Origin of the sequence: Nocardia sp. NPDC058519 (assembly GCF_042719755.1) — a bacterium.
In the GTDB taxonomy this organism is placed as follows: domain Bacteria; phylum Actinomycetota; class Actinomycetes; order Mycobacteriales; family Mycobacteriaceae; genus Nocardia.
Genome location: NZ_JBHXNK010000002.1, coordinates 155,032 through 180,164 on the forward strand (window position 1 = coordinate 155,032; position 25,133 = coordinate 180,164).

Consider the following 25,133-nt stretch of genomic DNA (forward strand, 5'->3'; position numbering starts at 1 on the left):
TCGTCAGCGAGCGCCGGTGGGATCAGCTGCTGCGGACCGGTGCGGGATAATGACCCGGTGAGCACGCACGGCGACCTCGTCCACGCTCTCGACCTGCGGGTATTACCTGCGGTCGAGTGGCGGGCCGCTGCGCGCGCGCACCGTGACCGGCTCGATCGGCTGGTCGGGCCGTATCTCGAGCGTCGGGCGGCGGGCACCACCCATCCGGTCGTGGATTTCTTGTTCACCTACTACGGCAACAAGCCTTCGCAGCTGCGCCGATGGCATCCGGGGTTCGGGGTCGCACTGCGTGACGCGGGCGACTATCGGGGCGCTCGGGGGTATCACGAGCTTCCCGGCGAGCAGAACGTGTTCACCGCCGACCCGGCCTATCTGGCCAAACGGCGCGACACCATCGAGTTCGTGTCCGGACTGCTCACCGCCACCGCGCGGCGTCCGGCGCAGTTGTCGTGTTTCGGTCTGCACGAATGGGCGATGGTCTATCGCACCGAGGATGTACGCCACCAGCAGGTTCCGCTGCGGTTGGGGCACGCGGGCACCGATGCGGTGGTGGAGTCGATGTCGTTGCGGTGCACACACTTCGACGCGTTCCGGTTCTTCACACCGGAGGCGGTGGGGCGCAATGCCGAACCGCTCACGCGGGCGGACCAGGTGCAGCGGGAGCAGCCGGGGTGCCTGCACGCGAATATGGATCTCTATAAGTGGGGCTTCAAACTCGCGCCCCTGATCTCCTCGGATCTGCTGCTGGACTGCTTCGAACTCGCCTGCACCGCACGCGAACTCGATATGCGAGCCAGTCCCTATGATCTGTCCGACCTCGGTTATGAGCCGGTCCGCATCGAAACCCCTACCGGCCGAGCCGATTACGTTCGCACCCAGGCAGCCATCGCCGAATCCGCTGACACACTGCGAGATCGCATGCGACTGGCCTGCGCCGAGTTGTCATCAGCGCAGGCCAGGATCGACGTAGAGGGTTAGCCCCGTTCTTCGGTCCCGACAGGGGCATCTTCGGGCTTGTCCGGCGACGGTTCGGTGACCAGAGAGAAATCACCGTCGTGCATCTCGGTGCCCTGATCCACAGCGATCTCGACCAGTTCGATCCCGCGGTCGGCGCGCACGATCAGCGGGTCGTCACGCAGGTCCTTGTACAGCGACACACACATCGCCACCATCACCACCAGGAACGGCAGTGACACCACTGTGGTCAACGCCTGGAGGCCGGTCAGAGCACCGCCGAGATTGTCGGAATCGGCGATCACCAGCATGATCGCGGCGACGGCGCCGGTAGCCGCGCCCCAGAAGATGACAACCCACTTCGACGGTTCGATGTTGCCGCGCTCGGACAGCGTGCCCATCACGATGGAGGCCGCGTCGGCACCGGAGACGAAGAAGATGGCGACGAGGATCATCACGACGACCGTGGTCACCGACGTGATCGGGTACTGGTCGAGCAGGTGGAACAGGGCGAAGTTGGAGTCCACCGAGCCGTCGGGTTCGGTGAGCGCACCGTCTTTGGTCTGTTCGGCGATGCCCGCGCCGCCGAAGATCGCGAACCACAGCAGGCTCACCACGCTCGGCACCAGCAGCACGCCCGTGACGAATTGGCGGATGGTGCGGCCGCGGCTGATCCGCGCGATGAACATGCCGACGAACGGCGTCCACGAGATCCACCAGGCCCAGTAGAAGATCGTCCAGCTCGACAGCCACGCCTGCATCGCGTCGTCACCGGCGCCGGTGCGCGAAGCCATGGTCGGCAGGCTCTCGATGTAGTCGCCGAGCGAGGTCGGCAGCATATTGAGGATGAACAACGTCGGCCCCGCGATGAACACGAATGCTGCGATCGCCAGGGCAAGCACCATATTGATGTTGGACAGCCACTGGATGCCGCGCGCGACACCCGAGACCGCCGACAGAACGAAGGCCACGCACAGGCCCGCGATGATCGCGACCAGGCCGATCTTGCCGATGCTGTCGATCCAGCCGTTGAATTCCATGCCGGCGCCGATCTGCAACGCGCCGAGGCCGAGGGAGGCGGCCGAGCCGAACAGGGTGGCGAAGATCGCCATCATGTCGATGACACGGCCACCGATACCGTCCGCGTGGTGACCGAGCAGCGGCCGGAACACCGCGGAGATCAACTGCGAGCGGCCTTTTCGGAAGGTGCCGTAGGCGATGGCCAGACCCGCGACGGCGTAGATCGCCCACGGGTGCAGGGTCCAGTGGAACAGCGTGGTGGCCATGGCGACCTCGGCGGCTGCCGGGGAACCGGGCTCGGCGGTGTGCGGCGGCGGATTCACGAAGTGCGACAGCGGTTCCGCCACACCCCAGAACATCAGGCCGATGCCCATGCCCGCGCTGAACATCATCGCGATCCAAGACACGGTGCGGAATTCGGGTTTCTCGTCGTCGTCGCCCAGCGGGATCCGGCCGTAGCGGCTGATCGCCAGCCAGATCACGAAGATCACGAACGCTGTCGCGGTGAGCACGAACAACCAGCCGGTATTGGTGATGACCCATTTCTGAGCGGTGCTCGCGGCGGAGGCGAGGCTTTCGTCGTCGAAGACACCCCAGGCGACGAAGGCGAGTGCACCGATCGCGGTGGCGCAGAAGATGAGCAGATCCAGCCTGGATTTGCCTGGCGACCCACCGGCTACCACTTCCCGGCGCGACGGTGTGCCCCCGGAACTTCCTACGACATCGTTCGACATGGATCCGAGTCCTCTCCGATCGCGGAAACTCCCCGCCTTGACTGACGCTGGTCGTGCAGAGCAACCGTACAGCGTATGGGCGGCCGCCCGAGGTAAGCACGAGCCCGCCCAACACCCTGTTCCCCGAAACACCCTTCCGCAACCATTCATCCGGCTTACCATTCGTGACACGGCACAACTGTCTGAGCCAGTTGTGTTGTCAGCAGCATTGATTGGGGAGGGCAACGATGCCACCGAAACCGCGCACCGACACACCATTCAGCGCCGCGGCCACGATCCGGCCGGTCGAACCAGGGGCAAACGCACCACAGCCTCCTGACCGGCGACATTCTCTAATCCGGTATGTGGCAGCTGCCGCGATAACCGCACTCGTGGCGCTCGGCCTGCCGTCGGGAGCGTCCGCGGATTTCGGTGCGGACCTGACCGGTGCGGTGCACGAATTTCTCGAGGTGGGCCGAACGGCGGTGCCGCGCGCCGACTGCGGGCCCGGATCGCTGCCGGAGACCGGGTTGCAGGGTGATGTACCGGCGATTGACCGAGACAGTGGGCGCAGCACCCAGGGCTATCGCTGCAATATGTCCATGATCGGGGGCTACGCCGGGCGGGGAGCGGGCATCACCTCCACCAGTTTCGAGCACTGCGCCTACGTCGGCACCTTCTTCCCCGGGAACATGCTCAGCGAGCACCCCGGCGTACAGGTCCTCGATGTCTCCGATCCCACCGCGCCGCGGCTGACCGCGACGCTCGCCGAGCCCGCCATGCTGGCCGGGACCTGGGAGACGTTGAAGGTCAACACGACTCGCAAACTGCTGGTCGGGACGGGCGTGCCGGTGGGCATGGGCGCCGGATACCTGTCGGTGTACGACGTCTCCGATTGCGCGCATCCGCGCCTGCTCAATCCGGGGACCGGCACGAATCTGCTGATGCCACTGCCGATCACGACGCACGAAGGCGGCTTCTCGCCCGATGGTCGCACCTATTGGGCGTCGGGCCTTGTGCCCGGATTTCTCAGCGCGATCGATCTCACCGATCCGGCGAATCCCCGGGTGATCTGGCAGGGACTGACGGGGCTCGAGGCACACGGGCTCGGCGTGAGCACCGATGGGAACCGGCTCTACATCTCCGCGCTGGGCGGCTTCACCGTGCTCGATGTGAGCGCGGTGCAACGGCGCGACCCGAATCCGTACGTGCCGCATCTGGGCCGCACCTTCTGGACCGACGGGTGGGCCACCCAGCACAGCGTGCCCGTGACCTATGACGGCGTGCCCCATCTGTTCACCGTCGACGAGGGCGGTTCGGGTGGGGTGAAACTCATCGACGTCTCCGACGACAGCGCGCCCCGCATCACCGCCAAGATCAAACTCGAGATCAACCTGCCCGCCAATATCGACTCCGGTATCGGTTCTTCGATGGGCGGTTCGGCGTTCTCCTACGAATCGCACTACTGCACCGCCGACCGTCCCGACAACCCGACCGCGCTGGCCTGTGGCTGGATCTCCTCCGGTATCCGGGTGTTCGACGTCCGCGATCCCGGCGGCATCCGCGAGATCGCCTACTTCAACCCGCCTGCCAGGACCGGCCGTAACCTCGAGATCTGGAACTCACCCCACGCGCTGGCCTCGATCATCGGGATCCCGCTGATGAGCGCCCCGGCCGCGCTGCGGGCGATGGCCGAGGGGCTTTTCGATCCAGCGCAGGTGCTGACCGCCCGAGCAGGCGATATCGCGTTCGGTGACCTGTCCACGGACTGGTGCCTTTCGCCGCCGGAGTGGCGTGGCGATCAGCTGTATGTCACCTGCTCCGACAATGGGTTCATGGTGTTGCAACTCGACAACGAGGTGTACACACCGCCCGCGAATCAGCAGTCCACGGTCGGGTCGTGACCGTGAACCGGGTGATCCGCCTGGCGTTCGCGGGCGCCGCCACCCTTTTCCTGCTGGCGCTCGGTGCCGCCCTGCGACCGCTCTTCGTCACCGAGACAGCCACGCCCGCTCCGATTCTCACCGCGACGGAGCTCGGCTTCGTCCAGGACATGACCGCCCATCACCAGCAGGCGCTGATCCTCACCGAACGCCTCGACCCGGCCGCCGACCCCACTGTGCGCAGGCTGGCCGATCAGATCGCCGACTCCCAGCGGGTGGAGATCGGCACGCTGCTCGGCTGGACCCAGCTCGCCCGCGCCGCACCCACCGCGGCTGTGCCGATGACCTGGATGGCCCGAGCCCACCAGCACTCGACCACTGCCTCGGCCACGATGCCCGGCATGGCCACCACGGCCGACCTCGACACCCTCGCCGCGGCCCGCGCGGCCGACGCCGAAATCCTCTTCCTGCAACTGATGTACCGCCATCACGCGGGCGGCGTCACGATGGCCCGCGCCGCCGACACGCTCCTCACCTCGGGCCCGGTAAAGCAGGCCGCCCGCGCGATGGCCCAATCCCAAAGCCAGGAACTGGGCTACCTCGGCATGCTCCTCGACCTGCGAGGTGCCCGGCCCACCTCTTGATCGAGATCAGCAGGCGCCGGCACGGATCGGGTCTCAGGTTCGATCGGCGAAGTGGGCGTTGAGAGCCGATTGGGTGAGTTGGGTGTTGCCGTAGGTGAAGGTGCCGTGCTCGGCGAGCTCGGTGGCCGCGTCGAGCAGGTGGCGGTAGAGCAGGCGCGCGATGCTGCCGCCTACGGTGACCCGGCGGACGCCGAGGTCGGCCAGTTCGGCCATCGACAAGGCGCCACCGGTCAGTCCCATGACGACATTGAGTGGTCCGTCGAGCGCGTCGACGAGGGTGGCGATCGTGGTGGCGTCCGCGGCCCCGGGGACGAAGGCACAGTCCGCGCCCGCGGCGAGGTAGGAGTTGGCACGGCGAATCGCTTCGTCGAGACCCGCGTCCACGAGCAGAGCGTCGGTGCGACCGACGAGCACGAACGGTTCACCGCTGGCAGCCACCGCCGCGTGCGCCGCCCGGACCCGGTCCACCGCGTGCACCTCGTCGAACAGTGGGGTGGTTCGGTCGCCGGTGAAGTCCTCGATATTGCCGCCCGCCGCACCGGCGTCGATCGCGAGCGAGATCGTGGTCGCCACTTCCTGGACGTCGGGGCCGTACCCCTCCTCGAGGTCGGCGCTGACCGGTACCCGCACGGCGGCGGTGATCTCGTGGATCCGGCGCATCATCGTCGAACGATCGACGCGACCGTGCTCGCCGTGCTCGGTGAAGAAATCGTGATCGGGGCGACCGAAGGAGAACGCGACGCCCGCGCTGGTGGTGGCGATCGCCGGAAATCCCACCGACTCGAGAATCCGGGCGCTGCCCGCGTCCCAGGCATTCGGCAGCAGGAAACAACCCGCGCGGTGCAGGTCGACGAAAGCCTGTGCGCGTATTCGCTGTTCGCTGTCCACAAGAGCTCCTGGGGGAATCGGAGTGTCCTTACCGAGCCCATTCTGCCCCGCCCTGCCCATCGACCACACAGTTGCTCGACTGGTGGAAGGCAGTGCCGCTGACCTGAAACTAGCGCGCACGCAGGCGACGCACGGCGTCGTCCATGTGTTCCACGAGAAGGGCGTGCGCCCGCTCGGGCGAGCCGGTGCCGATCGCTTCGTGCAGTTCGACGTGTTCGCGGGCTTGTTCGCGGAGGTCGGGGTAGGTGGTTTGGAGCGCGCCGAGGCACATGCGGGTTTCGATGAGCAGGGTGCGGGCGGCCCGGACGAGGCGGGAACTGTCGGCGGCGGTGACGAGGGCTTCGTGGAAGGCCTGGTCGGCGTCGGAGACCCCGGGAGCGTCGCCCGCTTCGGCGGTGAGCCGCATGGCGGTGACGCTGGGTTGCAGTGCGGCGTAGGCGATGTCGCGGCGGCCGTCGAGGATGAGGTCGAGTGCGCCGCCTTCCAGGGCGGTGCGGGCGCGATAGATGTCGACGACGTCGTCGGTGGTGAGTTCGATGACGAAGATGCCGCGGTTGCGGATGCTGAACAGCAGGCCCTCCTGGACGAGGCGTTGCATGGCCTCGCGCACGGGTCCGCGGGAGACGCCGAAACTGGTTGCCAGATCGGCTTCACCGAGCTGGGCGCCGGGGGCGAGCGCACCGCGCATGATCGCCTCGCGCAGTCGGCCGGCGATCATCTCCGCGGTGGACTGCTGGTTGACCGGCTCGAAATCAATGATCGACATGCCGGCTCTCCTCCGCGAACAACGCGCCGAGTTCAGGGGCGAAGGCGGTGACCCCGGCCAGCCGCAAACCTTCCCAGATGGTGACCTGGTTCGCCGTGAGCACCGGCTTACCGAGCGCGGCTTCGAGTTTCGGGAGCACCTCGAGAGTATGCATGGCGGTATCCGGGATGAGCAGTGCCTGGGCGTCGGGGTGGTCGTTGGTGACGGCCAGGGTCAGGACCTGGTCGGGGTCGAGGGTGCCGACCTCGGCGGCGGTGTCGATGCCGGCACTCGACATCGACACCACCTCGATGCCCGCGTCGGCGAGGAAGTCGACGAACAACCGCGCCACCTCCTCGGGGTAGCTCGCGACGACGGCCACCCGCCGCACACCGAGCGCCCGCGCCGCTTCGACGAACGCGAAACTCGTACTCGAGGCGGGTACTCCGGCCGCCTCCGCCAGGCTCTCGACCTGACCGCGAGCGCCCTCGGGGCCATAGACGAAACTGCCCGAGGTGCACGCCCAGACGACGGCGGCGGGTTCCTCGGGTGCCAGCAACGACGCACCGTGACGCAGCTTCTCCGGGCTGCCCAGGTCGAGCAGTTCGGCGATCGCGTGCAGATCGGTGCCGTAGATGTGCGCCACCGGCAACGCGGCGTCGAGCAGGGCCGCGGCGCGCGGGTAGTCGTCCTCGGCGGCGTGATCGGGATAGATGAATCCGATTGTCGGCATATGCATCTCGCTCCGTTCAGAAGACATCGACCAGCCACTTTCCTGGGCAGAATGTCGCGTCAGCATTGGCTCAGAAGACATCGACGAGCCACTTTCCTGGGCAGAATGTCGCGTCTGCATTCGTTCAGAAGACATCGACCAGCCACTTTCCTGGGCCCATCATGGGCAATTTCATGCGACCCAGGCATGCCCACATGGTCAGTTGATTGGCCGTGAGGACCGGTTTGCCGAGTGCCTGTTCCAGTGGCTCGATCACGTCGTAGGTCGGCAGGTTGGTGCAGCTGACGAAGATCGCTTCCGAGCGTGGGTCGTCGGCACCGAGTATCCGTTCGGCGATGGTGCGGTAGTTGACCTTCCAGATACCGCCGCCGAGCCCGAGGTGATCGGACCTGATCGTGGCGCATCCCGCTTCGTCGAGGAAGTCGTGCAGCTTGCCGGTGAGGACCTCGTCGTAGGGCGTGATCACCGACATCCGGGTGATGTTGAGGTGCTTGATCGCCTCCACCAGGGCACCGGAGGTGGTCACCGCGTCGGGTGCGCCCGCCAGGCAGATGGTTTCCCGCAGGGATCGTTCGTAGGCGAGTCCGTTGATGAAGCTGCCCGAAGTACACAGGTACGCGACGACTTCCGGCTCCACGTGCAGGACGTCGTGAGTGGCCGCGGTGAGGTGCAGCGGGTTGGACACCAGCTCGGCCATGGCCAGCGACACCGGCACCGGTTCATAAGGGGTGCGGGCCAGATGCAGACTCACCTCCAGGGGCGCCCACCGCCACAGTTCCCGTTCGAGGGCGAGGTCGAACGGCGCGATCACGCCGATGCCTCGTTGGGCTACCGGCCCGTCGATGTCCGGGAAGCTGAACTCCACTGCGGCCCCTCTCGCGCTCAGCCGGGCAGACCTCCGAACACGATCGGATTGTTGACAATCATACGATCTGATCGTACGGTGTCAATGTGGAAAACGGGCCGATTGTCACCGTCCTACATCGTGACAGTGTGCCCGAATCGGACCTCATGGCCCCCGTTGCCGAACGCGCCGACGTGCGCTACACCGAGGCCGACGGGCTCGCCGATGCGCTACGCGGCGCCGATGTGCTGTTCGTCTACGACTTCCAGTCTCGCGCCGTACCCGGTGCGTGGCACAGCGCCGACCGCTTGCGCTGGCTGCACATGGGTGGCGTCGGCGTGGATCCGGTGATGTTCCCGGAACTGCGAGCATCTGATGTGGTGGTCACCAATACCCGCAATGTCTTCGACGCGGCCATCGCAGAATATGTTCTCGGACAGATCATTTCGTTCGCCAAGGACCTGCCGGGGTCGATCCGGCTCCAGCAGCGGCACGAGTGGCGGCACCGGGAGTCCGAACGCGTCGCCGGCGCCACCGCGCTGATCGTCGGGACCGGCTCGATCGGCCGGACCATCGCGCGACTGCTGCGCGCCGCGGGAATGACTGTGCGCGGGGTAGGGCGCCGTGCGCGCACCGGCGACCCGGATTTCGACACCATCAGCGACGATCTGCATGCCGAATTGCCCGGCGCCGACTACGTGATCGCGATCGCGCCGCTCACCGCGCAGACCACGCACATGTTCGATGCCGCCGCGTTCGCGGCGATGAAACCGCATGCCAGGTTTGTCAATGTCGGGCGCGGGGAACTAGTGGTTACCGACGATCTCGTCGCCGCGCTCGGCAACGGTTCGATCGCCGCGGCCGCACTGGACGTGGTCGACCCGGAGCCGCTCCCTGCCGGTCACCCGCTGTGGGATCTGCCGAATGTGGTGCTCACGCCACATAATTCGGGCGATTTCCACGGCTGGCGCACCGAGATCGTCCGCGCATTCACCGACAACTTCGGCAGGTGGGCGGCCGGTCTGCCGCTGAACAACGTTGTCGACAAGACGCTCGGGTACGTGCCCGGCTGAAGGAGCCCGCCATGACGCAGCCCGATCTCCCCACCGATCCCACCGTGATGACGGCGGTTCAGCTGGTTTCTGCCTACGCGGTCGGCCAGCTCTCCCCCGTCGAGGCCGCGCAGGCCTGTCTGGATGCCATCGCCGCCCGCGACGGCGCGCTCAACGCGTTCTGTCTGGTGGATCCGGATCGGGCGCTGGTGCAGGCCAAGGATTCCGAGGCGCGCTGGCAATCGGGCAATCCGCGCGGGCTGCTCGACGGTGTGCCGATTTCCATCAAGGACATCTTTCTCACCGAGGGGTGGCCGACCCTGCGCGGTTCCACCTGTGTCGACGCGGGCGGACCGTGGCTGGTGGACAGTCCGGTCGCCGCTCGGCTGCGCGAGGACGGGCTGGTGTTCGTCGGTAAGACGACCACACCGGAGATCGCCTGGAAGGGGGTCACCGACAGTCCACTCACCGGGGTCACCCGCAATCCCGCCGATCCGGCCACGACGGCAGGCGGGTCGTCCGGGGGCAGCGCGGCGGCGGTAGCGGGTGGGATGACGCCGGTCTCGGTCGGCACCGACGGGGGTGGCAGCATCCGAATTCCGGCCTCGTTCTGCGGGATCGTCGGTTTCAAACCCACGCACGGGCGGATTCCGCTCTACCCGGCCAGCCCGTTCGGCCCGCTCGCGCACGCCGGACCGATGACGCGCACCGTGGAGGACGCGGCGCTGCTGATGGACATCCTCTCGCTGCCCGATCCGCGCGACCCGACCGCGTTGGCGCCCACCTTCACGACCTTCCGCAGCCAGATACAGCGCGATGTGCGCGGGCTGTCGGTCGGCTACTCCGCCACGCTCGGGTACGCGCAGGTCGACCCCGAGGTCGCCCAGATCGTCGAGAGCGCGGTGGCGCGATTGGCCGAGGCCGATCTGACCATCGATGCGGTCGATCCCGGATTCGCCGATCCGCGTGCGGCTTTCGAAACGCTGTGGGCCGCGGGCGCGGCGACCATGCTGGCGAAGTTCCCCGCCGGGTCGCGCGAGAAGGTGGATGCCGGTTTGGCCGAGGTGTGGGCGCGCGGTGAATCCGTCAGCGCCATCGACTATCTCGACGCCCGCCACGTCGCCGCCGAAATCGGCATCACGATGGGCAACTTCCATATGGCCTACGACGTCCTGATCACCCCGACCATGCCGATCACCGCGTTCGAAGCCGGACACGATGTGCCGCCGGGCAGCGGGCTGAACGGCTGGCCCGACTGGACCCCGTTCACCTACCCGTTCAACATGACCCAGCAGCCCGCCATCAGCATCCCGGTCGGCAGAACTCGCGCCGGAATGCCGGTGGGCTTACAGATCGTCGGACCACGTCATTCCGACGATTTGATTCTCGCGGTCGCCAGGCACGCCGAGTTCGTTCTGAACTCCTGAAGTTGATAGACCATTTCGGCGCCGCCGTATCTGTTCGGCGGCGCCGAAAATGTCACCGGCGACAAGCGAAAGTCTTGCCGTAGTGCCTGCTCATGCGCGGGCGAAGGCCAACGTCTCGCCCTCGACACCGCGCAACCACAGCCCGTTGCAGGCCGTCGCCAGGTCGGTGAGGCCATCCTCGATGGTGGCGAAGACGCTGCCGGGAACCCAGCCGAGGTCGCCGTTGATCAGCAAATTGTTGCGGCCGTAGAACAGGGCCAGGTCGGTCGCGCCCTGGGCGTGGTGGGCGGCCGAGCCTGGTTCGTAGCCGTAGGCGGGGTTGCCGATTTCCCACGGCTCGAAATCGAAGAGGCAGACGTCGCCGGGAATCGGTGTGACGGTGGGGTTTTCGCGATGCGGCGCGGCGGTGATGCGTGGCACGAGTGCGTAGACCTCGTTTCGGGCGTATTTGGCGTGGAAGGCGTCGCCCTCCTGCGGGAGCGCGTCCCAGACGGCGGCGCACGTGAGCGGAGCTTCGTCGTCGAGGAGGCGGGCGCGGCGGGTGACGCCGGCTTTGGTGAGGGTGATGCTCATGTAGCGGGCCATCGGGTCCTGCTTCCTGTGCGGTGCGACAGCGCGTGGTCGGTGCGGACTACAGCTCGGCGAGAACCTCCGACCAGATACCCAGGGCGTCCTTCACCTGGGTGTCGGTGACGATCAGCGGCGGGATCATGCGCACGACATTCATGTGCGCACCGCAGGTGAGCAGCAGCAATCCCTTGTCGACGGCCGACTTCTGCGCGGCGGACGCGGTCTCGGTGTCGGGTTCACCTGTCGCCGTGGTGAATTCGGCGCCGACGAGCAGGCCGAGCCCGCGGACATCCCCGATCGCCTTGGTGGCGAGCGCCCGGACACCGGCGAGCAGCTGTGTGCCGCGTACGGCGGCGTTGTCGACGAGCCCCTCGGCCTCGATCACCTCGAGAGTCGCGACGGCGGCGGCACAGGCCACGGCATTGCCGCCGTAGGTCCCGCCCTGTGACCCCGGCCAGGCCTTCGCCATCAACTCCCGCGACGCCGCGATGCCCGACAGCGGGAAGCCGCTGGCCAGACCCTTGGCGATGGTGATCACGTCGGGGCGAACGTCGAAGTGCTGGTGGCCGAAGAACTTTCCGGTCCGGCCGAAGCCGGTTTGGATCTCGTCGAAGACCAGCAAGATCCCGTGCCGGTCGGCGCGCTCGCGCAGACCGTGGAAGAACCGGGTGTTGCCGGGGATATAGCCGCCTTCCCCGAGCACCGGTTCGACGATGAACGCCGCGGTTTCCGCGGGCGAGGTGAGGGTGGCGAGCAGATAGTCGAGCTCGCGCAGCGCGAAGTCGGTGGCTTCCTCCTCGCTCCAGCCGTAGCGGAACGCGGTCGGGAACGGGGCCACGTGCACACCCGACATCAGCGGGCTGAACCCGGCCGAGAACCGGGTCCCCGAGGTGGTCATGGTCGCGGCGGCGACAGTGCGGCCGTGAAAACCGCCGTGGAAGACGATCACGTTCGGCCGCCCGGTGGCTTGGCGGACCAGGCGCAGCGCCGCCTCGACCGCCTCGCTGCCGGAATTGGCGAAGAACAGCGCGTCCAAGCCCTCGGGCAGGACGGTGCCGAGCCGCTCGGTGAGTTCCAGCAGCGGCCGGTGCAGCACCGTCGTGTACTGGCCGTGGATCAGGCTGGCGACCTGGGCTTGCGCGGCCGCGACCACGGTGGGATGGCAGTGCCCGGTGCTGGTGACGCCGATCCCGGCGGTGAAATCCAGGTAGCGGCGACCGTCGGTGTCGTAGAGGTAGCAGCCTGCGCCGTGGTCGACATGGACGGGCGTGGCCTGCTTCAGGACGGGAGACAGCTCGGTCATCAAAGACTCCCCAGATTGTCTATTGTCGGATTGTTGACAATATGCATAACATGGCGGCAGGGGTCACAGCAATGGTTGATCCACTGCGTCGGGAGTGAGGACACCGCATGGACGAGTCCGGAGGCAGCGCGCAGCTGCTCGACAACCTGAGCGCAGCCGAACGCGCCGCGATCGACAGCGTCCCGAAGGGGTTGTTCATCGGCGGCCGCTGGCACGACTCCCCTGCCACCCTGCCCGTCCTCGACCCCGCGACCGGCGCGGAGCTGTGCGCGGTGGCCGATGCGACCCCGGCCGACGGACTCGACGCGCTCACCGCCGCGGCCGGGGCACAGGCGGACTGGGCGAACACCCCGGCACGCACCCGCAGCGACATCCTGATGCGCGCGCACCACGCACTGCTCGCCGACACCGAACGCCTCGCCCTGATCATGACTCTGGAGATGGGCAAACCGCTCACGGAGGCGCGCGGTGAAATCGCCTATGCCGCCGAGTTCTTCCGCTGGTTCGCCGAGGAGGCCGTTCGCCTCGACGGCGGGTACATGCCCGCGCCGACGGGCGGTTCCCGGTTTCTGGTGACGAAACAGCCGGTGGGGCCGAGCCTGCTCATCACGCCGTGGAACTTCCCGATGGCGATGGGTGCCCGCAAGATCGCGCCCGCCCTGGCCGCAGGCTGCACCTGCGTCGTCAAACCCGCCGAGCAGACTCCTCTTTCGATGCTGGCGCTCGCGGCGATCCTGGCCGATGCGGGGGTGCCCGCCGGGGTGGTCAATGTCGTCACCACCGCCGACCCCGGCGCGCTGATGGGACCGCTCATCGCCGATCCATGCTCGCGCAAACTCTCCTTCACCGGGTCGACCGCCATCGGGAAGCTCCTGCTGGAACAGTGCGCCCGCACGGTCATGCGCACTTCCATGGAACTGGGCGGCAACGCACCGCTGCTGGTGTTCGACGATGCCGATCTCGATGAAGCGGTCGAGGGTGCGCTGGCCGCCAAAATGCGCAATATCGGCCAGGCTTGTACGGCCGCGAACCGGATTCTCGTGCAGCGAGGCATCGCGGAGGAGTTCGCCGCACGACTGGCCGCGCGGATGGCGGCGCTGCCGATGGGCCGTGGCACCGAGCCGGGCGTCGTTGTCGGGCCGCTCATCGACGCCGACGCCGTCGCCAAGGTCGAGCACCTGGTGGCCGACGCACGCCGACGCGGTGCCGAGGTGCTGCTCGGTGGCACGGCGATCGACGGTCCCGGCACGTTCTACCCGGCGACCGTGCTCACCGGCGTCCCGGACGACGCAGAGTTGTGCCGGACCGAGATCTTCGGGCCCGTCGCCGCGATCGGCACCTTCGACACCGAGGACGAAGCGATCACGCGCGCCAACGACACCCCCTACGGGCTGGTCGCGTACGTGTTCACCGAGAACCTGCGACGGGGGCTGCGCGTCTGCGAAGCTCTCGAAACGGGGATGGTCGGCCTGAACCAGGGCGTGGTCTCCAATCCGGCCGCGCCGTTCGGCGGGGTGAAGGAATCGGGGCTCGGGCGCGAGGGCGGGTTCACCGGGATCGACGAATTCCTCGAGACCAAATACATCGGCGTCAAGGTTTAGGGAGACAGCGTGCGCACATACCGGATCGCGACCATTCCAGGAGACGGAATCGGCGTCGACGTGACCATCGAGGCGGTGAAGGTGCTCGACCGGGTCCTGCCGGGAATCAGCTGGACCGAGTTCGACTGGTCGTGTGAGAACTACCTGCGGACCGGTGCGATGATGCCGGCCGACGGGCCGGAGCAGCTCGCGGAGTTCGACGCGATCCTGCTGGGCGCCGTCGGATTCCCCGGGGTGCCCGACCATATTTCGCTGTGGGGCTTGCTGATTCCGCTGCGGCGCGCCTTTGCCCAGTACGTCAACCTGCGGCCGGTGCGGCTACTGCCCGGCACGGAATCAGCACTGCGCGACCGCACCGCCGACGACCTCGACATCCTGATCGTCCGCGAGAACTCCGAGGGCGAGTACTCCGAGATCGGCGGCATCCACAACCCGGGCAGGCCGGACGAATTCGTCCTGCAGGAATCGGTGTTCACCCGCACCGGCTGCGAACGGATCATCCGCTACGCCTTCGACCGCGCCGCCGAACGCTCGGGAAAGCTCTGCTCGGCGACCAAATCGAACGGCCTGATCCACTCGATGCCCTACTGGGACAGTGTTTTCGAGCGCGTCTCGGCCGAGTATCCGTCGGTGCAGACGCGGCAGATGCACGTCGACGCGCTGGCCGCGGAGATCGTGCTGCACCCCGACCGCCTCGACGTGATCGTCGGCTCGAACCTGTTCGGCGACATCCTCTCCGACCTCGCCGCCGCCGTCACCGGCGGACTCGGGCTCGCGCCCTCTGGCAATATCAACCCCGCGGCGGACGCACCGTCGATGTTCGAGGCCGTGCACGGCAGCGCACCCGACATCGCGGGCCTCGGCATCGCCGACCCGGTGGCCCAGATCCTCGCCGGCGCCATGCTGCTGTCCCACCTCGGCGAGCACGCCGCTGCGGCTGCCGTCGACCGGGCGGTCTGCGATGTGCTCGCCGCGGGGACGGTCCGCACACCGGACCTCGGCGGCACCGCTACCACCGCCGACCTGGGCACCGCAATCGCCGACCGCGCCGCCGAACTCGCGAACGCGCTCACCGAAGCGTGACCCGGATACCACCGGTGCCGAGGAAACGGCGGCGGTCCGACGCCCGAACACGCGGGTCGATGCGGCGCACCAGCGTCTGAGCGGCCGGAGCCCGTCCCGCACGCGAGCGACGGGCACGTACGTGACGCCGAACTACGCACCGTGCGGGGTGCGCTTGCGTGAGCACAACGTCATCGCGAGGCAACTGCCAAGAAAATCGCAGGCAATCGGTGGTGCGCACCATGAGTCGCAGTGTCGGTGACGGTTCCTCGGAAGGCGAGACGTGGTGACGAGCGCACGGGTGGGCGTAGTTCCGGCAGTGCAGTGTGGGCTGGGTCGGGTGCGCGCGCAGATAGCCGCGGATCTCGAACCGATCGCGGTGCGGGAGCGACCCGTGGCCGAGGCGGTCGGGGCGACCCTCGCCCTGGCCCTCGCCGCGGGCACGCCCCTGCCGCGGGTGGACAGCGCCGCCATGGACGGCTACGCGGTCGCGGGCCCTGGACCGTGGTGGCGGCTGCACCAGCAGGTCAGCTACGCCGGACGTGGCTGCTCGGTGGTCCTGGCCCCCGGCGAGGCGGTGCGGATCGCGACCGGCGCCGCGACCCCGCTGGGCACCACGGCGACCCTGCGCGACGAACACATCGTGACCACGACCGTGTCCGGCAAGCCGGTCGTGATGCGCGCGCCCGGCGCACCGGTGCGCGACGACACCCGCCGCCAAGGCGAACACTGGAGCAGCGGAACAGAATTGGCTCGCGCCGGTGCCCGTGTCTCGGCGGCCCTGGCTTCCGCGGCGCTCAGCGCCGAGGCCGAAACCGTCACCGTGCGTGGGCCTCTGCGAGCCGATGTGGTGATGACCGGTGACGAGATCCGCGCCGTCGGCCCGCTCGGCCCCGGCGAGACCCGCGACTCTCTCGGCCCCGTGCTCCCGGAGTTCCTGCGCTGCTGCGATATCGAGAGCACCGGCCTGTGGCATCTCGCCGACAGCCGTGACCTGCTGCGCTCGTGGCTCACCCTGAAATCCCACGCCGACCTGGTCGTGATGGTCGGCGCCACCGGCCGCGGCGCCGCCGACCACCTGCGCACCCTGCTCGCCGACCTCGGCGCCCGCATCATCGTCGAACGCGTCGCGATCCGTCCCGGCGGCTCCACTCTCGTCGCCCAGCTCCCCGATGGCCGCGTTCTCCTCGGCCTACCCGGCAACCCCTTCGCCGCCGTCGCGGCCCTGTTGGCCATCGGTCCGGCCATCGTCGACGCGCTCACTCTGCGCTCCCCCGGCCCCACCATGTGGGGCCGCCTCTCCGACGCGGGCGTCATGGAAGGCGAAGCCACCCGCATAGTCGGCGTCCAACAACACCCCGGCGGCGTCTGGCGCAGCACCGGCCCCGCCCACACCCCCCACCTGGCAGGCCTCATCGCCTGCCAAGCCCTGGCCATCCTCCCGCCCGGCACCGGCCGAGGCTCCCTCGTCGAACTCCTCCCGCTCCCCCACTGAACTACAACCACCCCTTCTCACGAAGCCCTGGTCGTCCGGTGAGCCGCCGGGGCACGCGAACCGTCTCGCCGCGACATGCGCGCAGTCACCCACAGCACGAGGTGGTACGCCGGCACAGCCGGCACCATGACCAGCAGCACGATGCGCAGTGACACCGTCACTGTCGCGACAATCGAGAAGCCGAGACCGATGCCGTCGGGCGAACCGAACCCCTGTCTGGCCGATAGGATCGCCAGTACCCATCGCAGGGAGAAGTAGACCGCGACAAGGATTGTCGGCACACGGACAAGGCGCCAGACAGCGAACAGCCGGGCTGTGCTCATCGGGCCAGTTCCGGGCCGGAGGTGAGGAAGGCGAGCAGCAGGGCGTTGCCGATCACGCCACCGGTGGCGAAACGCAAGCGGGTCCCGCTGCGTAGCGACAGACCGAAGAGCTCCGTGGTGCGGAACAGGCGTGTGAACCTGTCGCGGTGACCGAAGGCGCGGGCCGGGGCGAGCGCGAAACCGGTGGCCGACACCGATATTCCGAGGATCAGGGGGCCGCTGTCCATGTCGCCGATGCCGTCGTAGCCGTCGCCGTACTCCTCGATCGCACCGAAGCCGAGAACACCGCGCTCCTGGCGGAACAGCGCCGCCGCCAATTCCTCGGCGAGCGCCCGGTCGGCGAAACCGGCGAAGTAGGCAGCCAATCCGGTTCCCGATGCGCGCGGAGCGTCCTGGGCCTGCCCGTCGACACCCATCCGTTGGATCACCAGCCCGGTGCCAGGATCGATCTGCACCGCGCGTACCCGCTGTGCCCAGTGCGCGATCACCGCCGTGTGGTCGGCGCCGGTGGCCCGACCGTGGACCGCTATCGCCGCCGCGACCGCCGCCACATCGGTCGGGTAGGCCCGGCCGGGAAAGGTGTCGAGCAGCCCGGTCGGCGAGGCGAGTAGCCGCCGCTCGAAGGCGGCGATCAGCGCATCGTGCTGGACCGCGAGGTCGGCGGGGAACGCGGGATCGACCAAGCGCGCCATGCCGAGCGCGAGCGCGGGGTAGGAGAGGTAGGCGTGTCCGTCCGCACTGTCGAGATCGGCCAATCCGTCCCTGTCCTGCCAAGCAGAGGTGAATTCGGCGCGCAACTGGGGCAACAGACTCTTGGTCGCCGCACGGGTGACGACCGGCGCGTACCGTTCGCGCCACTCGGGATGCTCCAGCGCGACCTGCGCCAATCCCAGCGCGGTCATCTGGTGCGCGAGCAGCCCCCACATCCCGACCAACCGATCCCGCCCGCCGGTGGCACGCCACTGATCGTCGTCGGCTTCGAAAGCCACCACTTCCTCGGCGAGACCGCGTGCCCGTCCAGGATCACCTCGATACCACTCGTCGGCATCGCGACCACACCACCACCGTGGCAGCGAGCCCGCGACCGCAACCGCCACCACGATCGCGATCACTATCGCGAACGGACGGCGAAACCCACCCAATCGCCGCACTGTCGAGCTCCTCATCGACCGACGATACCTGCGGGGCACGCGACGCGACCGCGCCGAATCCCTTGGCGGACCGACATTCTCGAGCTTCGGAGGAGAACAGAACGGCCCCGACGCAGCCTTCGCGTCGGGGCCGTTCACTGGTCGGATCGGCGAGATCAGCCGTGATGGGGCGGCTGCCAGGGGCGACCGTACGGGTCGTCGGGGCGAGGCGCCTGCTGTTCCTGCGGGGCGATCGGGGGTGGGGTCGGCAGCTCCGGGTCGGCGGCCTTGGCCACCGAGGTCTTCGGGCGCGCCACCGGTGTATCGAAACCTTCGACCGGGGTGCGCGCGGTGGCTTCCGCCGCGCGGACGGCCTCGGCGATCTTCGGGTCGGAGGCGGTTTCGAACCAGTCGGCGACGTCGGCGTCGTCTTCGATCTTCACCGGAGCTTCGTCGGCGGACGGCTCGTAGCGGAAGACGCCGTCCTCGCCCTTGGTGGCGAAGTTCTGGGCGAAACCTTCCAGGGCCTTACCGAAATCGCTGGGGACCAGCCACACCTTGTTCGCGTCGCCCTTGGCCACCATCGGCAGGGTCTGCATGTACTGGTAGGCAAGCAGTTCCGGAGTCGGCTTGCCGTTCTTGATGGCGGCGAACACCTTCTCGATCGCCTTCGCCTGCCCCTGGGCCTGCAGGTAGGAGGCGGCACGTTCACCCTGTGCGCGCAGGATGCGGCTCTGGCGTTCGCCCTCGGCCGACAGGATCGAGGACTGCTTGCCGCCCTCGGCGGTCAGGATCGCCGCCTGCTTGGCGCCCTCGGCGGTCTTGATCTGCGCTTCGCGGTTGCCTTCGGCGGTGAGGATCGTCGCGCGCTTCTCGCGATCGGCCTTCATCTGCTTCTCCATCGATTCCTGGATCGACGGCGGCGGATCGATGGACTTGAGCTCCACCCGGGCCACGCGAAGGCCCCAGCGGCCGGTGGCCTCGTCGAGCACACCGCGCAGCTGATTGTTGATCTGATCGCGCGAGGTCAGCGTCTCTTCCAGGGTCATACCACCGACCACGTTGCGCAGGGTGGTGACGGTGAGCTGCTCGACCGCGGCGATGTAGTTGCTGATCTCGTAGACGGCGGCCTGTGGGCTGGTGACCTGGAAATACACCACCGAGTCGATCTGCAGGGTGAGGTTGTCCTGCGTGATCACCGGCTGCGGCGGGAACGACACGACCCGCTCACGCAGATCCACTTTCGCGCGGACGCGATCGGCGAACGGGACGAGGAACGTCAGCTGACCGGACACGGTGCGCGAATAACGCCCGAGCCGTTCGATCACCGCCGCCTCGGCCTGCGGGACGAGCGCGATCGATTTGAAAACCACCACCACGACCAACAGGACGAGGACGGCGGCCACGATCAAGGCAACCATGTTCTAGGGACCCTTCCAGACGACAGCTGTCGCGCCGTCGATCTTCATCACATAGACAGTCACACCGGCTTCGTACACTTCGCTCGGGTCGAGCGGACGCGCCGTCCAGACTTCGCCACCGAGCTTGACCTGACCCGAATACTCGGCCACCTGCTCGAGCACCAACGCCGACTTGCCCGGCAGCGCATCGGCATTCGTCGGCGTGGGCGGCGGGGTACCGAACTTGCGCCGCAGCAGCGGGCGCACTCCGAGGAACAGCACAGCGGCCATCGCGGCGAACACCAACGCGTCGCCCCACACCGGTAGGCCGGTAGCGGCGCTGACGCCCGCGGTGCCGAGTGCGGCTACGCCCAGCGTGAGCAGCATGAGATCCCCGGTGAGCATTTCCGCCGCCGCGAGAACGATGCCCGCGATCAGCCAGACTATTGCGGCCACACTGCCAGCGTAGCCCTGATGACCCGTTTACGGGCGGCCTCGCGTGATCAGTGGGTCCGGTGCGGCGCTGCGGCGAAGTGGGTTACGTGCGCGGTAGTTTCGGGGCGTGAGTGCACGAGACAGCTACGGCGATATCTATTCCGGACACGATCGGACCAAGAAGAAGCCGGTGCCGACGGTGAGTGCCGAGCGCGACCTGGTGGTGGAGGACGCGGCGAGCGGATTCTGCGGTGCCGTAGTCGGTTTCGACCGCAGCTACGACGGCGAGTTCGTGAAACTCGAGGACGCGCGCGGTGTGGTGCGGTTGTTCGCGATGCGGGAAGCGGCCTTCCTGATCGACGGGAAACCGGTGACGCTGACCCGGCCCATCGCCGCCGCGCCGAAACAGCGGACCCGGTCGGCGTCGGGCTCCACCCGCGTCGAGGGCTTGCGCGCAAGAGTCGCGCGGACCAGCCGGATCTGGGTGGAAGGCGTGCACGACGCGGCGCTGGTCGAACGGGTATGGGGCCACGACCTGCGGGTGGAGGGCGTGGTCGTCGAGCATCTGGAGGGCCTCGACAATCTCGGTGCCCGGCTCACCGAGTTCGAACCCGGGCCGGGCGCGCGGGTCGGGGTGCTCGTCGACCACCTGGTGACCGGCTCGAAGGAGACGCACCTGACCACCGGCCTCGGACCGCATGTGCTGGTGACCGGCCATCCGTACATCGACGTGTGGCAGGCGGTGCGCCCCGCCGCGCTCGGCATCGAGGCCTGGCCGACGGTGCCGCGCGGTGAGGACTGGAAGACCGGAATCTGCGCGCGCCTCGGCTGGGGAACACCACAGCAGGGCTGGCGCCGTGTCTACGATGCGGTCGGCTCGTTCCGGGATCTGGAATCCCCGCTCATCGGCGCCGTCGAACGGCTCATCGACTTCGTCACCGAGCCGCAGTGATCACACAGCAGGTCAGGTGGGTCCTCGCACCGAAAACAACGGCCCGCGTAGACACCATCGGCGGCCTCAGTGCGCGCACGCGATCGTCGGCGAACCTTTATGCTCGATGATTATGTGCTCTCCCAGTGCCACGCTGACGCTGTGGGCCGGCTCCTGGCTGGCCGGTACCAGCGCGCCCGACGACGTGCTGGAGGCACTGCATGCCTGGGCGCCGCGCCACACCATCGCGGCGGGCGACCCGGTCACCGGCGGACGCACGGATCTGCCGTGGACCTCACGCGGCGACGCCGGCTCCGGCGCCATGCCACTGCTCAAAGTGATCCGCGAGGCGATGGCTCCGGCCGGTGCGCAGTTGCGCCTGGTCCTGCCCGCGCCGGGTGACGTGCGTGGACTGCCGGTCGGCACCGCCTTCGCGGCCGACGCGATCGACGCCGAGGAAGGCCTGCTGCTCGGCGTTCCCGGTGAGCCGGGCACCGGCCTGATCCCACAGTGGGACGACGACGAGACCCTGCAGTGGACCGTCTACGGCGTCGACCTCCCCCGCATCGCGGGTCACGATATGTCGCTCGGTGAGGCCGAGTACACGATGCGCGAATCGGTCCGCGACGCCGCCGACGCCCTCATGCAGCTGCACACCACCTCGGTCGGCAACGGTGACGACGATCCGCGCGAGCAGATCGAGGCGCAGCTCGCGGCCTACTCGCGCCACGCCTACCCCGACTCGATCCCGTTGCGCGCCAAGCGGATTCTCGATACCGCCGATCACGTGGCCGCGATCCTCACGGTCGCCCAGCACGAACCGGCGTCGTCGCCCACCTCGGCCACCGCGATCGGCGCGCACGAATCCCTGCTGCGCCCGCTGTGGAACACGATCCGCGAGGCCCGCCTCGTCGCGGTCCACGCCGCCGCCCGCCGCGACGGCTAGACCTGCCGACTTCGAGGCGCCGCGCAGAGCCGCGGCGCACGCCGGATCCGACGGAGCCGATTCGTCAGCGACGATAGGGCTGCTGGTACTGCGGCTGCTGCGGGTACGGGTACGGCGCCTGCTGCGGGTACGGCATCGGCTGCTGCTGCGGATAGGGCTGGGGGTACTGACCCTGTGGATACTGCGGCGGGTACTGGGCCTGCGGATAACCGGGGCCGGACGGATGCTGCTGCGGGTACGGCTGCTGATACTGGGCCGGATACGGCTGGGGCGCCATCTGCTGCGGCGGCATCTGGTATGGCGGCATCTGATGTGGCGCAGCCTGATTCGAGGAACCGCCGAACTTGCGGATCAGCACGATCACCACGATGAGCACGATCACGGCGATGATCAGGTACCAGACCCAGTCCGGGAAACCGCCACCGACGCTCACGCTGCTGCCGCCCCCACGACGGGCCAGCACCGCCTCCGCGTCGCCCGCGAGTCCGCGATCGCCGGTGAGCAGACCACCTCCCCGGGATAGTGCGGTCGCTGTCATATCGGCATAGTTCATCGGGCCCTCCCCGTAGCGTCACCGGACCTTCGGGCGAAGGTCCGCGGCGATGCTAACGCAGAGCCGACCCGAAGTGGGAAGTGCCAGTTCAGAATCCGCCGAGAGCGGCCTTCAGGTCCGGGACATCCAGCGACTCGAGCGTGGCGTCGCGGACCCGCGGGCAGGTGCGGATGGTGACGGTGTCGACGATGCGGCGATTGTAGGAAATGGCGGCATTGGCGACGGTGTCGTTCACTGTCCACAACCTCATCGCGCCGGTGAACGCCACCCTCGCCACCCTCGGGCCCAGCGCCTTCCACGTGCCCTTCTGGCCGTCGAGGATGCCGCACAGTTCCTGTACCGAGGCTTGCGAAATCGTGGGCTCGGTGGGCTGCGGGGGCTGGGTCTGGTAGCCGGAGTCCTTGCCGCACCCGGTCAGGCCGAGCGCGGCGGCAGTCAGAACAAGGGCGAACCCGGCGGCGCGGCGCGGCGGTGTCGAGATCATCGGAAATCCTCCGATCAGTCGAGCGCAACTGTGGAAAGGCTACTCCTCGAACCAGGGCCTACCGATGAATGGTTATCCGGTTGTGTTCAGCGCCGGACCGGGCGCGCGGGCAGTTCGCAGCAACCCGGAGCGCACAGGGCACCGTCGACGGTGCAGCCGTAACCGGGGACTTCGCCGAGTTCACGCACCGGACCGCCACGCACCTGTTCGGCGATCAGTTCGACGACCATCCGGGAGAACCGTGGGTCGGTGCCGGGGGTCCCCGCGCGGGCGAACGCCATGCCGAGTTCGGCGGCGCGGGTCGACGCTTCGTTGTCGAGGTCCCAGATCACCTCGAGGTGATCGGAGACGAAACCGACCGGGCACACCACCACGGCGTCGATTCCCTTGCCGTGCAGCACATCCAGGTGGTCGACGATGTCGGGTTCGAGCCACGGCACCTGCGGTGGGCCCGAGCGCGACTGCCACACCACGTCATGATCGGCGAACCCTGTTGCCGCGGCACACAATCGGGCGGCTTCGGCGACCTGGCGACTGTAGAGGCGCCCGCCGTCGGCAGGCGGGCCCGCGGTCACGTCGGCGGAGACAGGGATGGAATGCGCGGTGAACACCAGACGCACACCAGCGCGGCGATCGGCCGGAATCTGTTGCACCGCAGCGGTGATCGCGTCGGCGAAGGACTCGATCAGCAGCGGATGATCGAAGTACTGGCGCAGTTTCACCAGTTCGGGGGCGTCGTCACCGACCGCGGCGCGGGCTCGGGTGATGTCCTCGTCGTACTGGCGACAGCCGGAGTACCCGCCCCATGCCGAGGTGGGGAAGACCAGCGCCGAGCGCACGCCGTCGGCGGTCATCCGCGCGACCGTGTCCTCGACCATCGGGTGCCAGTTGCGATTGCCGAAGTAGACCGGCAGGTTCAGCCCGGCATCGGCCAGATCGGCCTCGACCGCGGCGATGATCTGCTGATTCAACGCGTTGATCGGCGAGATCCCGCCGAAATGCAGGTAGTGCTGCGCGACCTCGGCGAGCCGTTCGGGAGGTACCCCGCGGCCCCGAGTGACGTTCTCCAGGAAGGGGATCACGTCCTCGGGACCTTCGGGGCCACCGAAGGACAGCAGCAGCAGGGCGTCCGGCATCAGCTCAGGGACATGTTCTCCGGGAACCACATGTTGTGGCTGGCGCCGCCGTCGACGTAGATGATCGAGCCGGTGGTGGCGGGCAGCCAATCCGAGAGCAGTGCCACGATCGACTTGCCGACCGCGCGCGGGTCGTTGCCGTCCCAGCCGATCGGCGACGCACCGTCCCAGTACTGGTCGAGCTGCACGAGCTGCTTGGCATCGTCGGTGGCGGTGCCTGCGATGGCCTTGGCGGCCAGGGTCTTGATCGGGCCCGCGGCGATCAGGTTCGAGCGCACCTTCTTGGCCGCACCCACCTCACGCGCCACGTAGCGGTTCACCGACTCCAGCGCGGCCTTGGACACGCCCATCCAGTTGTAGTACGGCATGGCCACGCGCGGATCGAAGTCCATGCCGACCAGCGAACCGCCCTCGTTCATGACGGGGAGCACGGCGCGAGCGAGCGAGGCGTAGCTCCACGCGGAGATCTCGAACGACTTGGCGACATCGGGGCCGGGGCCCTCGAGGAACGGCAGCGCGCCGGGTCCCATGATCGAACGCGGCGCGAACGCGATGGAGTGCAGCGCGCCGTCGATGCCCTCGGGCGCGAGCTCACGCAGCTTCTCGGTGAGCGCGGCCAGGTCCTCTTCGTTGGTCACGTCGAGGCCGATGGCAGGCGGCACTTCCTGCGGCAGCCGCTTGGCGATGCGGTCGATGAGCCGCAGGCGGTCGGGGATACCGGTGATGATCACCCTCGCGCCCTGCTCCTGCGCGATCGCGGCCGCGTGGAACGCGATCGACGAGTCGGTGATGATGCCGGTGACCAGGATGGTCTTGCCTTCGAGCAGTCCGCCCATGAGTTTTCGGTTCTCCTGAAATCAG

General features: G+C 68.1%; 25 protein-coding genes. 10 read left to right on the forward strand and 15 right to left on the reverse strand.

The features are described from left to right. Positions 1–57 precede the first annotated feature (57 nt). Positions 58–978 (forward strand): 3-methyladenine DNA glycosylase, encoded by a 921-nt coding sequence (locus tag ACFWPK_RS03095; RefSeq protein WP_378912883.1) that lies wholly within the window; start codon positions 58–60, stop codon positions 976–978. On the opposite strand, the gene ACFWPK_RS03100 is transcribed toward ACFWPK_RS03095, so the two are convergent. Then, a complete protein-coding gene (locus tag ACFWPK_RS03100) occupies positions 975–2,708 on the reverse strand; it encodes a BCCT family transporter (protein ID WP_378912884.1) in 1,734 nt (577 codons plus the stop codon). The genes ACFWPK_RS03095 and ACFWPK_RS03100 overlap by 4 nt on opposite strands. 335 nt (positions 2,709–3,043) lie before the next feature. On the opposite strand from ACFWPK_RS03100, the gene ACFWPK_RS03105 reads away from it, so the two are divergent. Together ACFWPK_RS03105 and ACFWPK_RS03110 are read left to right on the forward strand one after the other, a co-directional pair. Then, on the forward strand, positions 3,044–4,591 hold the full coding sequence (locus ACFWPK_RS03105) for an LVIVD repeat-containing protein (RefSeq protein WP_378913147.1): 1,548 nt from the start codon (positions 3,044–3,046) through the stop codon (positions 4,589–4,591). Beyond that, a complete protein-coding gene (locus ACFWPK_RS03110; RefSeq protein ID WP_378912885.1) occupies positions 4,588–5,214 on the forward strand; it encodes a DUF305 domain-containing protein in 627 nt (208 codons plus the stop codon). The genes ACFWPK_RS03105 and ACFWPK_RS03110 overlap by 4 nt, the downstream gene beginning before the upstream one ends. Before the next feature lie 33 nt (positions 5,215–5,247). Here ACFWPK_RS03110 and ACFWPK_RS03115 read toward each other — a convergent pair whose 3' ends face one another. The 4 genes from ACFWPK_RS03115 to ACFWPK_RS03130 all read right to left on the reverse strand — a co-directional run bounded on the left by ACFWPK_RS03115 (position 5,248) and on the right by ACFWPK_RS03130 (position 8,445). After that, entirely contained in the window at positions 5,248–6,102 is an 855-nt protein-coding gene (locus ACFWPK_RS03115) for an isocitrate lyase/phosphoenolpyruvate mutase family protein (RefSeq protein WP_378912886.1), read from the reverse strand. Between the two features lie 109 nt (positions 6,103–6,211). Next, positions 6,212–6,868 carry a GntR family transcriptional regulator gene (locus ACFWPK_RS03120; RefSeq protein ID WP_378912887.1) on the reverse strand — a complete coding sequence of 219 codons (657 nt, stop codon included), beginning with the start codon at positions 6,866–6,868 and terminating at the stop codon, positions 6,212–6,214. Further along, positions 6,855–7,580 carry a maleate cis-trans isomerase gene (locus ACFWPK_RS03125; protein ID WP_378912888.1) on the reverse strand — a complete coding sequence of 242 codons (726 nt, stop codon included), beginning with the start codon at positions 7,578–7,580 and terminating at the stop codon, positions 6,855–6,857. The genes ACFWPK_RS03120 and ACFWPK_RS03125 overlap by 14 nt, the downstream gene beginning before the upstream one ends. A 124-nt stretch (positions 7,581–7,704) precedes the next feature. Next, the gene (locus ACFWPK_RS03130; RefSeq protein WP_378912890.1) at positions 7,705–8,445 is read right to left on the reverse strand and encodes an Asp/Glu/hydantoin racemase; all 741 of its coding nucleotides are present in this window, start codon (positions 8,443–8,445) and stop codon (positions 7,705–7,707) included. Between the two features lie 86 nt (positions 8,446–8,531). Here ACFWPK_RS03130 and ACFWPK_RS03135 point away from each other — a divergent pair, with 86 nt between their 5' ends. Together ACFWPK_RS03135 and ACFWPK_RS03140 are read left to right on the forward strand one after the other, a co-directional pair. After that, a complete protein-coding gene (locus ACFWPK_RS03135) occupies positions 8,532–9,497 on the forward strand; it encodes a D-2-hydroxyacid dehydrogenase (RefSeq protein WP_378912891.1) in 966 nt (321 codons plus the stop codon). 11 nt (positions 9,498–9,508) lie between these two features. Further along, complete coding sequence (locus ACFWPK_RS03140; protein ID WP_378912892.1) at positions 9,509–10,903, forward strand: amidase; 1,395 nt, start codon at positions 9,509–9,511, stop codon at positions 10,901–10,903. A 90-nt stretch (positions 10,904–10,993) separates the two neighbouring features. On the opposite strand, the gene ACFWPK_RS03145 is transcribed toward ACFWPK_RS03140, so the two are convergent. After that, positions 10,994–11,488, reverse strand: a complete 495-nt coding sequence (locus ACFWPK_RS03145) for a DUF3830 family protein (RefSeq protein ID WP_378912893.1) — start codon at positions 11,486–11,488, stop codon at positions 10,994–10,996. Between the two features lie 46 nt (positions 11,489–11,534). Then, positions 11,535–12,776 carry an aspartate aminotransferase family protein gene (locus tag ACFWPK_RS03150; RefSeq protein WP_378912894.1) on the reverse strand — a complete coding sequence of 414 codons (1,242 nt, stop codon included), beginning with the start codon at positions 12,774–12,776 and terminating at the stop codon, positions 11,535–11,537. A gap of 107 nt (positions 12,777–12,883) precedes the next feature. On the opposite strand from ACFWPK_RS03150, the gene ACFWPK_RS03155 reads away from it, so the two are divergent. The 3 genes from ACFWPK_RS03155 to ACFWPK_RS03165 all read left to right on the forward strand — a co-directional run bounded on the left by ACFWPK_RS03155 (position 12,884) and on the right by ACFWPK_RS03165 (position 16,934). Beyond that, entirely contained in the window at positions 12,884–14,377 is a 1,494-nt protein-coding gene (locus tag ACFWPK_RS03155) for an NAD-dependent succinate-semialdehyde dehydrogenase (RefSeq protein WP_378912895.1), read from the forward strand. A 9-nt stretch (positions 14,378–14,386) separates the two neighbouring features. Then, positions 14,387–15,460, forward strand: a complete 1,074-nt coding sequence (locus tag ACFWPK_RS03160) for a tartrate dehydrogenase (protein WP_378912896.1) — start codon at positions 14,387–14,389, stop codon at positions 15,458–15,460. 265 nt (positions 15,461–15,725) lie between these two features. After that, positions 15,726–16,934 carry a molybdopterin-binding protein gene (locus ACFWPK_RS03165; protein ID WP_378912897.1) on the forward strand — a complete coding sequence of 403 codons (1,209 nt, stop codon included), beginning with the start codon at positions 15,726–15,728 and terminating at the stop codon, positions 16,932–16,934. Positions 16,935–16,951: 17 nt separating this feature from the next. Here ACFWPK_RS03165 and ACFWPK_RS03170 read toward each other — a convergent pair whose 3' ends face one another. From ACFWPK_RS03170 to ACFWPK_RS03185, 4 genes are all read right to left on the reverse strand, one after another. After that, positions 16,952–17,257, reverse strand: a complete 306-nt coding sequence (locus ACFWPK_RS03170; protein ID WP_378912898.1) for a hypothetical protein — start codon at positions 17,255–17,257, stop codon at positions 16,952–16,954. After that, complete coding sequence (locus ACFWPK_RS03175) at positions 17,254–18,423, reverse strand: hypothetical protein (protein WP_378912899.1); 1,170 nt, start codon at positions 18,421–18,423, stop codon at positions 17,254–17,256. The genes ACFWPK_RS03170 and ACFWPK_RS03175 overlap by 4 nt, the downstream gene beginning before the upstream one ends. Before the next feature lie 140 nt (positions 18,424–18,563). Further along, positions 18,564–19,808, reverse strand: a complete 1,245-nt coding sequence (locus tag ACFWPK_RS03180; protein ID WP_378912900.1) for an SPFH domain-containing protein — start codon at positions 19,806–19,808, stop codon at positions 18,564–18,566. A gap of 3 nt (positions 19,809–19,811) precedes the next feature. After that, a complete protein-coding gene (locus tag ACFWPK_RS03185; RefSeq protein ID WP_378912901.1) occupies positions 19,812–20,243 on the reverse strand; it encodes an NfeD family protein in 432 nt (143 codons plus the stop codon). A 106-nt stretch (positions 20,244–20,349) separates the two neighbouring features. Between ACFWPK_RS03185 and ACFWPK_RS03190 the strand changes: the two genes are divergently transcribed. Together ACFWPK_RS03190 and ACFWPK_RS03195 are read left to right on the forward strand one after the other, a co-directional pair. Further along, positions 20,350–21,174 carry a DUF3097 domain-containing protein gene (locus ACFWPK_RS03190; protein ID WP_378912902.1) on the forward strand — a complete coding sequence of 275 codons (825 nt, stop codon included), beginning with the start codon at positions 20,350–20,352 and terminating at the stop codon, positions 21,172–21,174. Positions 21,175–21,286: 112 nt separating this feature from the next. Beyond that, entirely contained in the window at positions 21,287–22,099 is an 813-nt protein-coding gene (locus tag ACFWPK_RS03195) for a hypothetical protein (protein ID WP_378912903.1), read from the forward strand. 64 nt (positions 22,100–22,163) lie between these two features. On the opposite strand, the gene ACFWPK_RS03200 is transcribed toward ACFWPK_RS03195, so the two are convergent. The 4 genes from ACFWPK_RS03200 to inhA form a co-directional block, all read right to left on the reverse strand. Next, on the reverse strand, positions 22,164–22,652 hold the full coding sequence (locus tag ACFWPK_RS03200) for a hypothetical protein (protein ID WP_378912904.1): 489 nt from the start codon (positions 22,650–22,652) through the stop codon (positions 22,164–22,166). Positions 22,653–22,740: 88 nt separating this feature from the next. Further along, positions 22,741–23,136, reverse strand: coding sequence for a hypothetical protein (locus ACFWPK_RS03205; RefSeq protein WP_378912905.1), 396 nt, complete (start codon positions 23,134–23,136; stop codon positions 22,741–22,743). Between the two features lie 86 nt (positions 23,137–23,222). After that, positions 23,223–24,272, reverse strand: coding sequence for a ferrochelatase (locus ACFWPK_RS03210; RefSeq protein ID WP_378912906.1), 1,050 nt, complete (start codon positions 24,270–24,272; stop codon positions 23,223–23,225). Next, positions 24,272–25,108, reverse strand: a complete 837-nt coding sequence (inhA, locus tag ACFWPK_RS03215; RefSeq protein ID WP_266290283.1) for an NADH-dependent enoyl-ACP reductase InhA — start codon at positions 25,106–25,108, stop codon at positions 24,272–24,274. Before inhA ends, ACFWPK_RS03210 begins: the two co-directional genes overlap by 1 nt. Between the last annotated feature and the right edge of the window lie 25 nt (positions 25,109–25,133).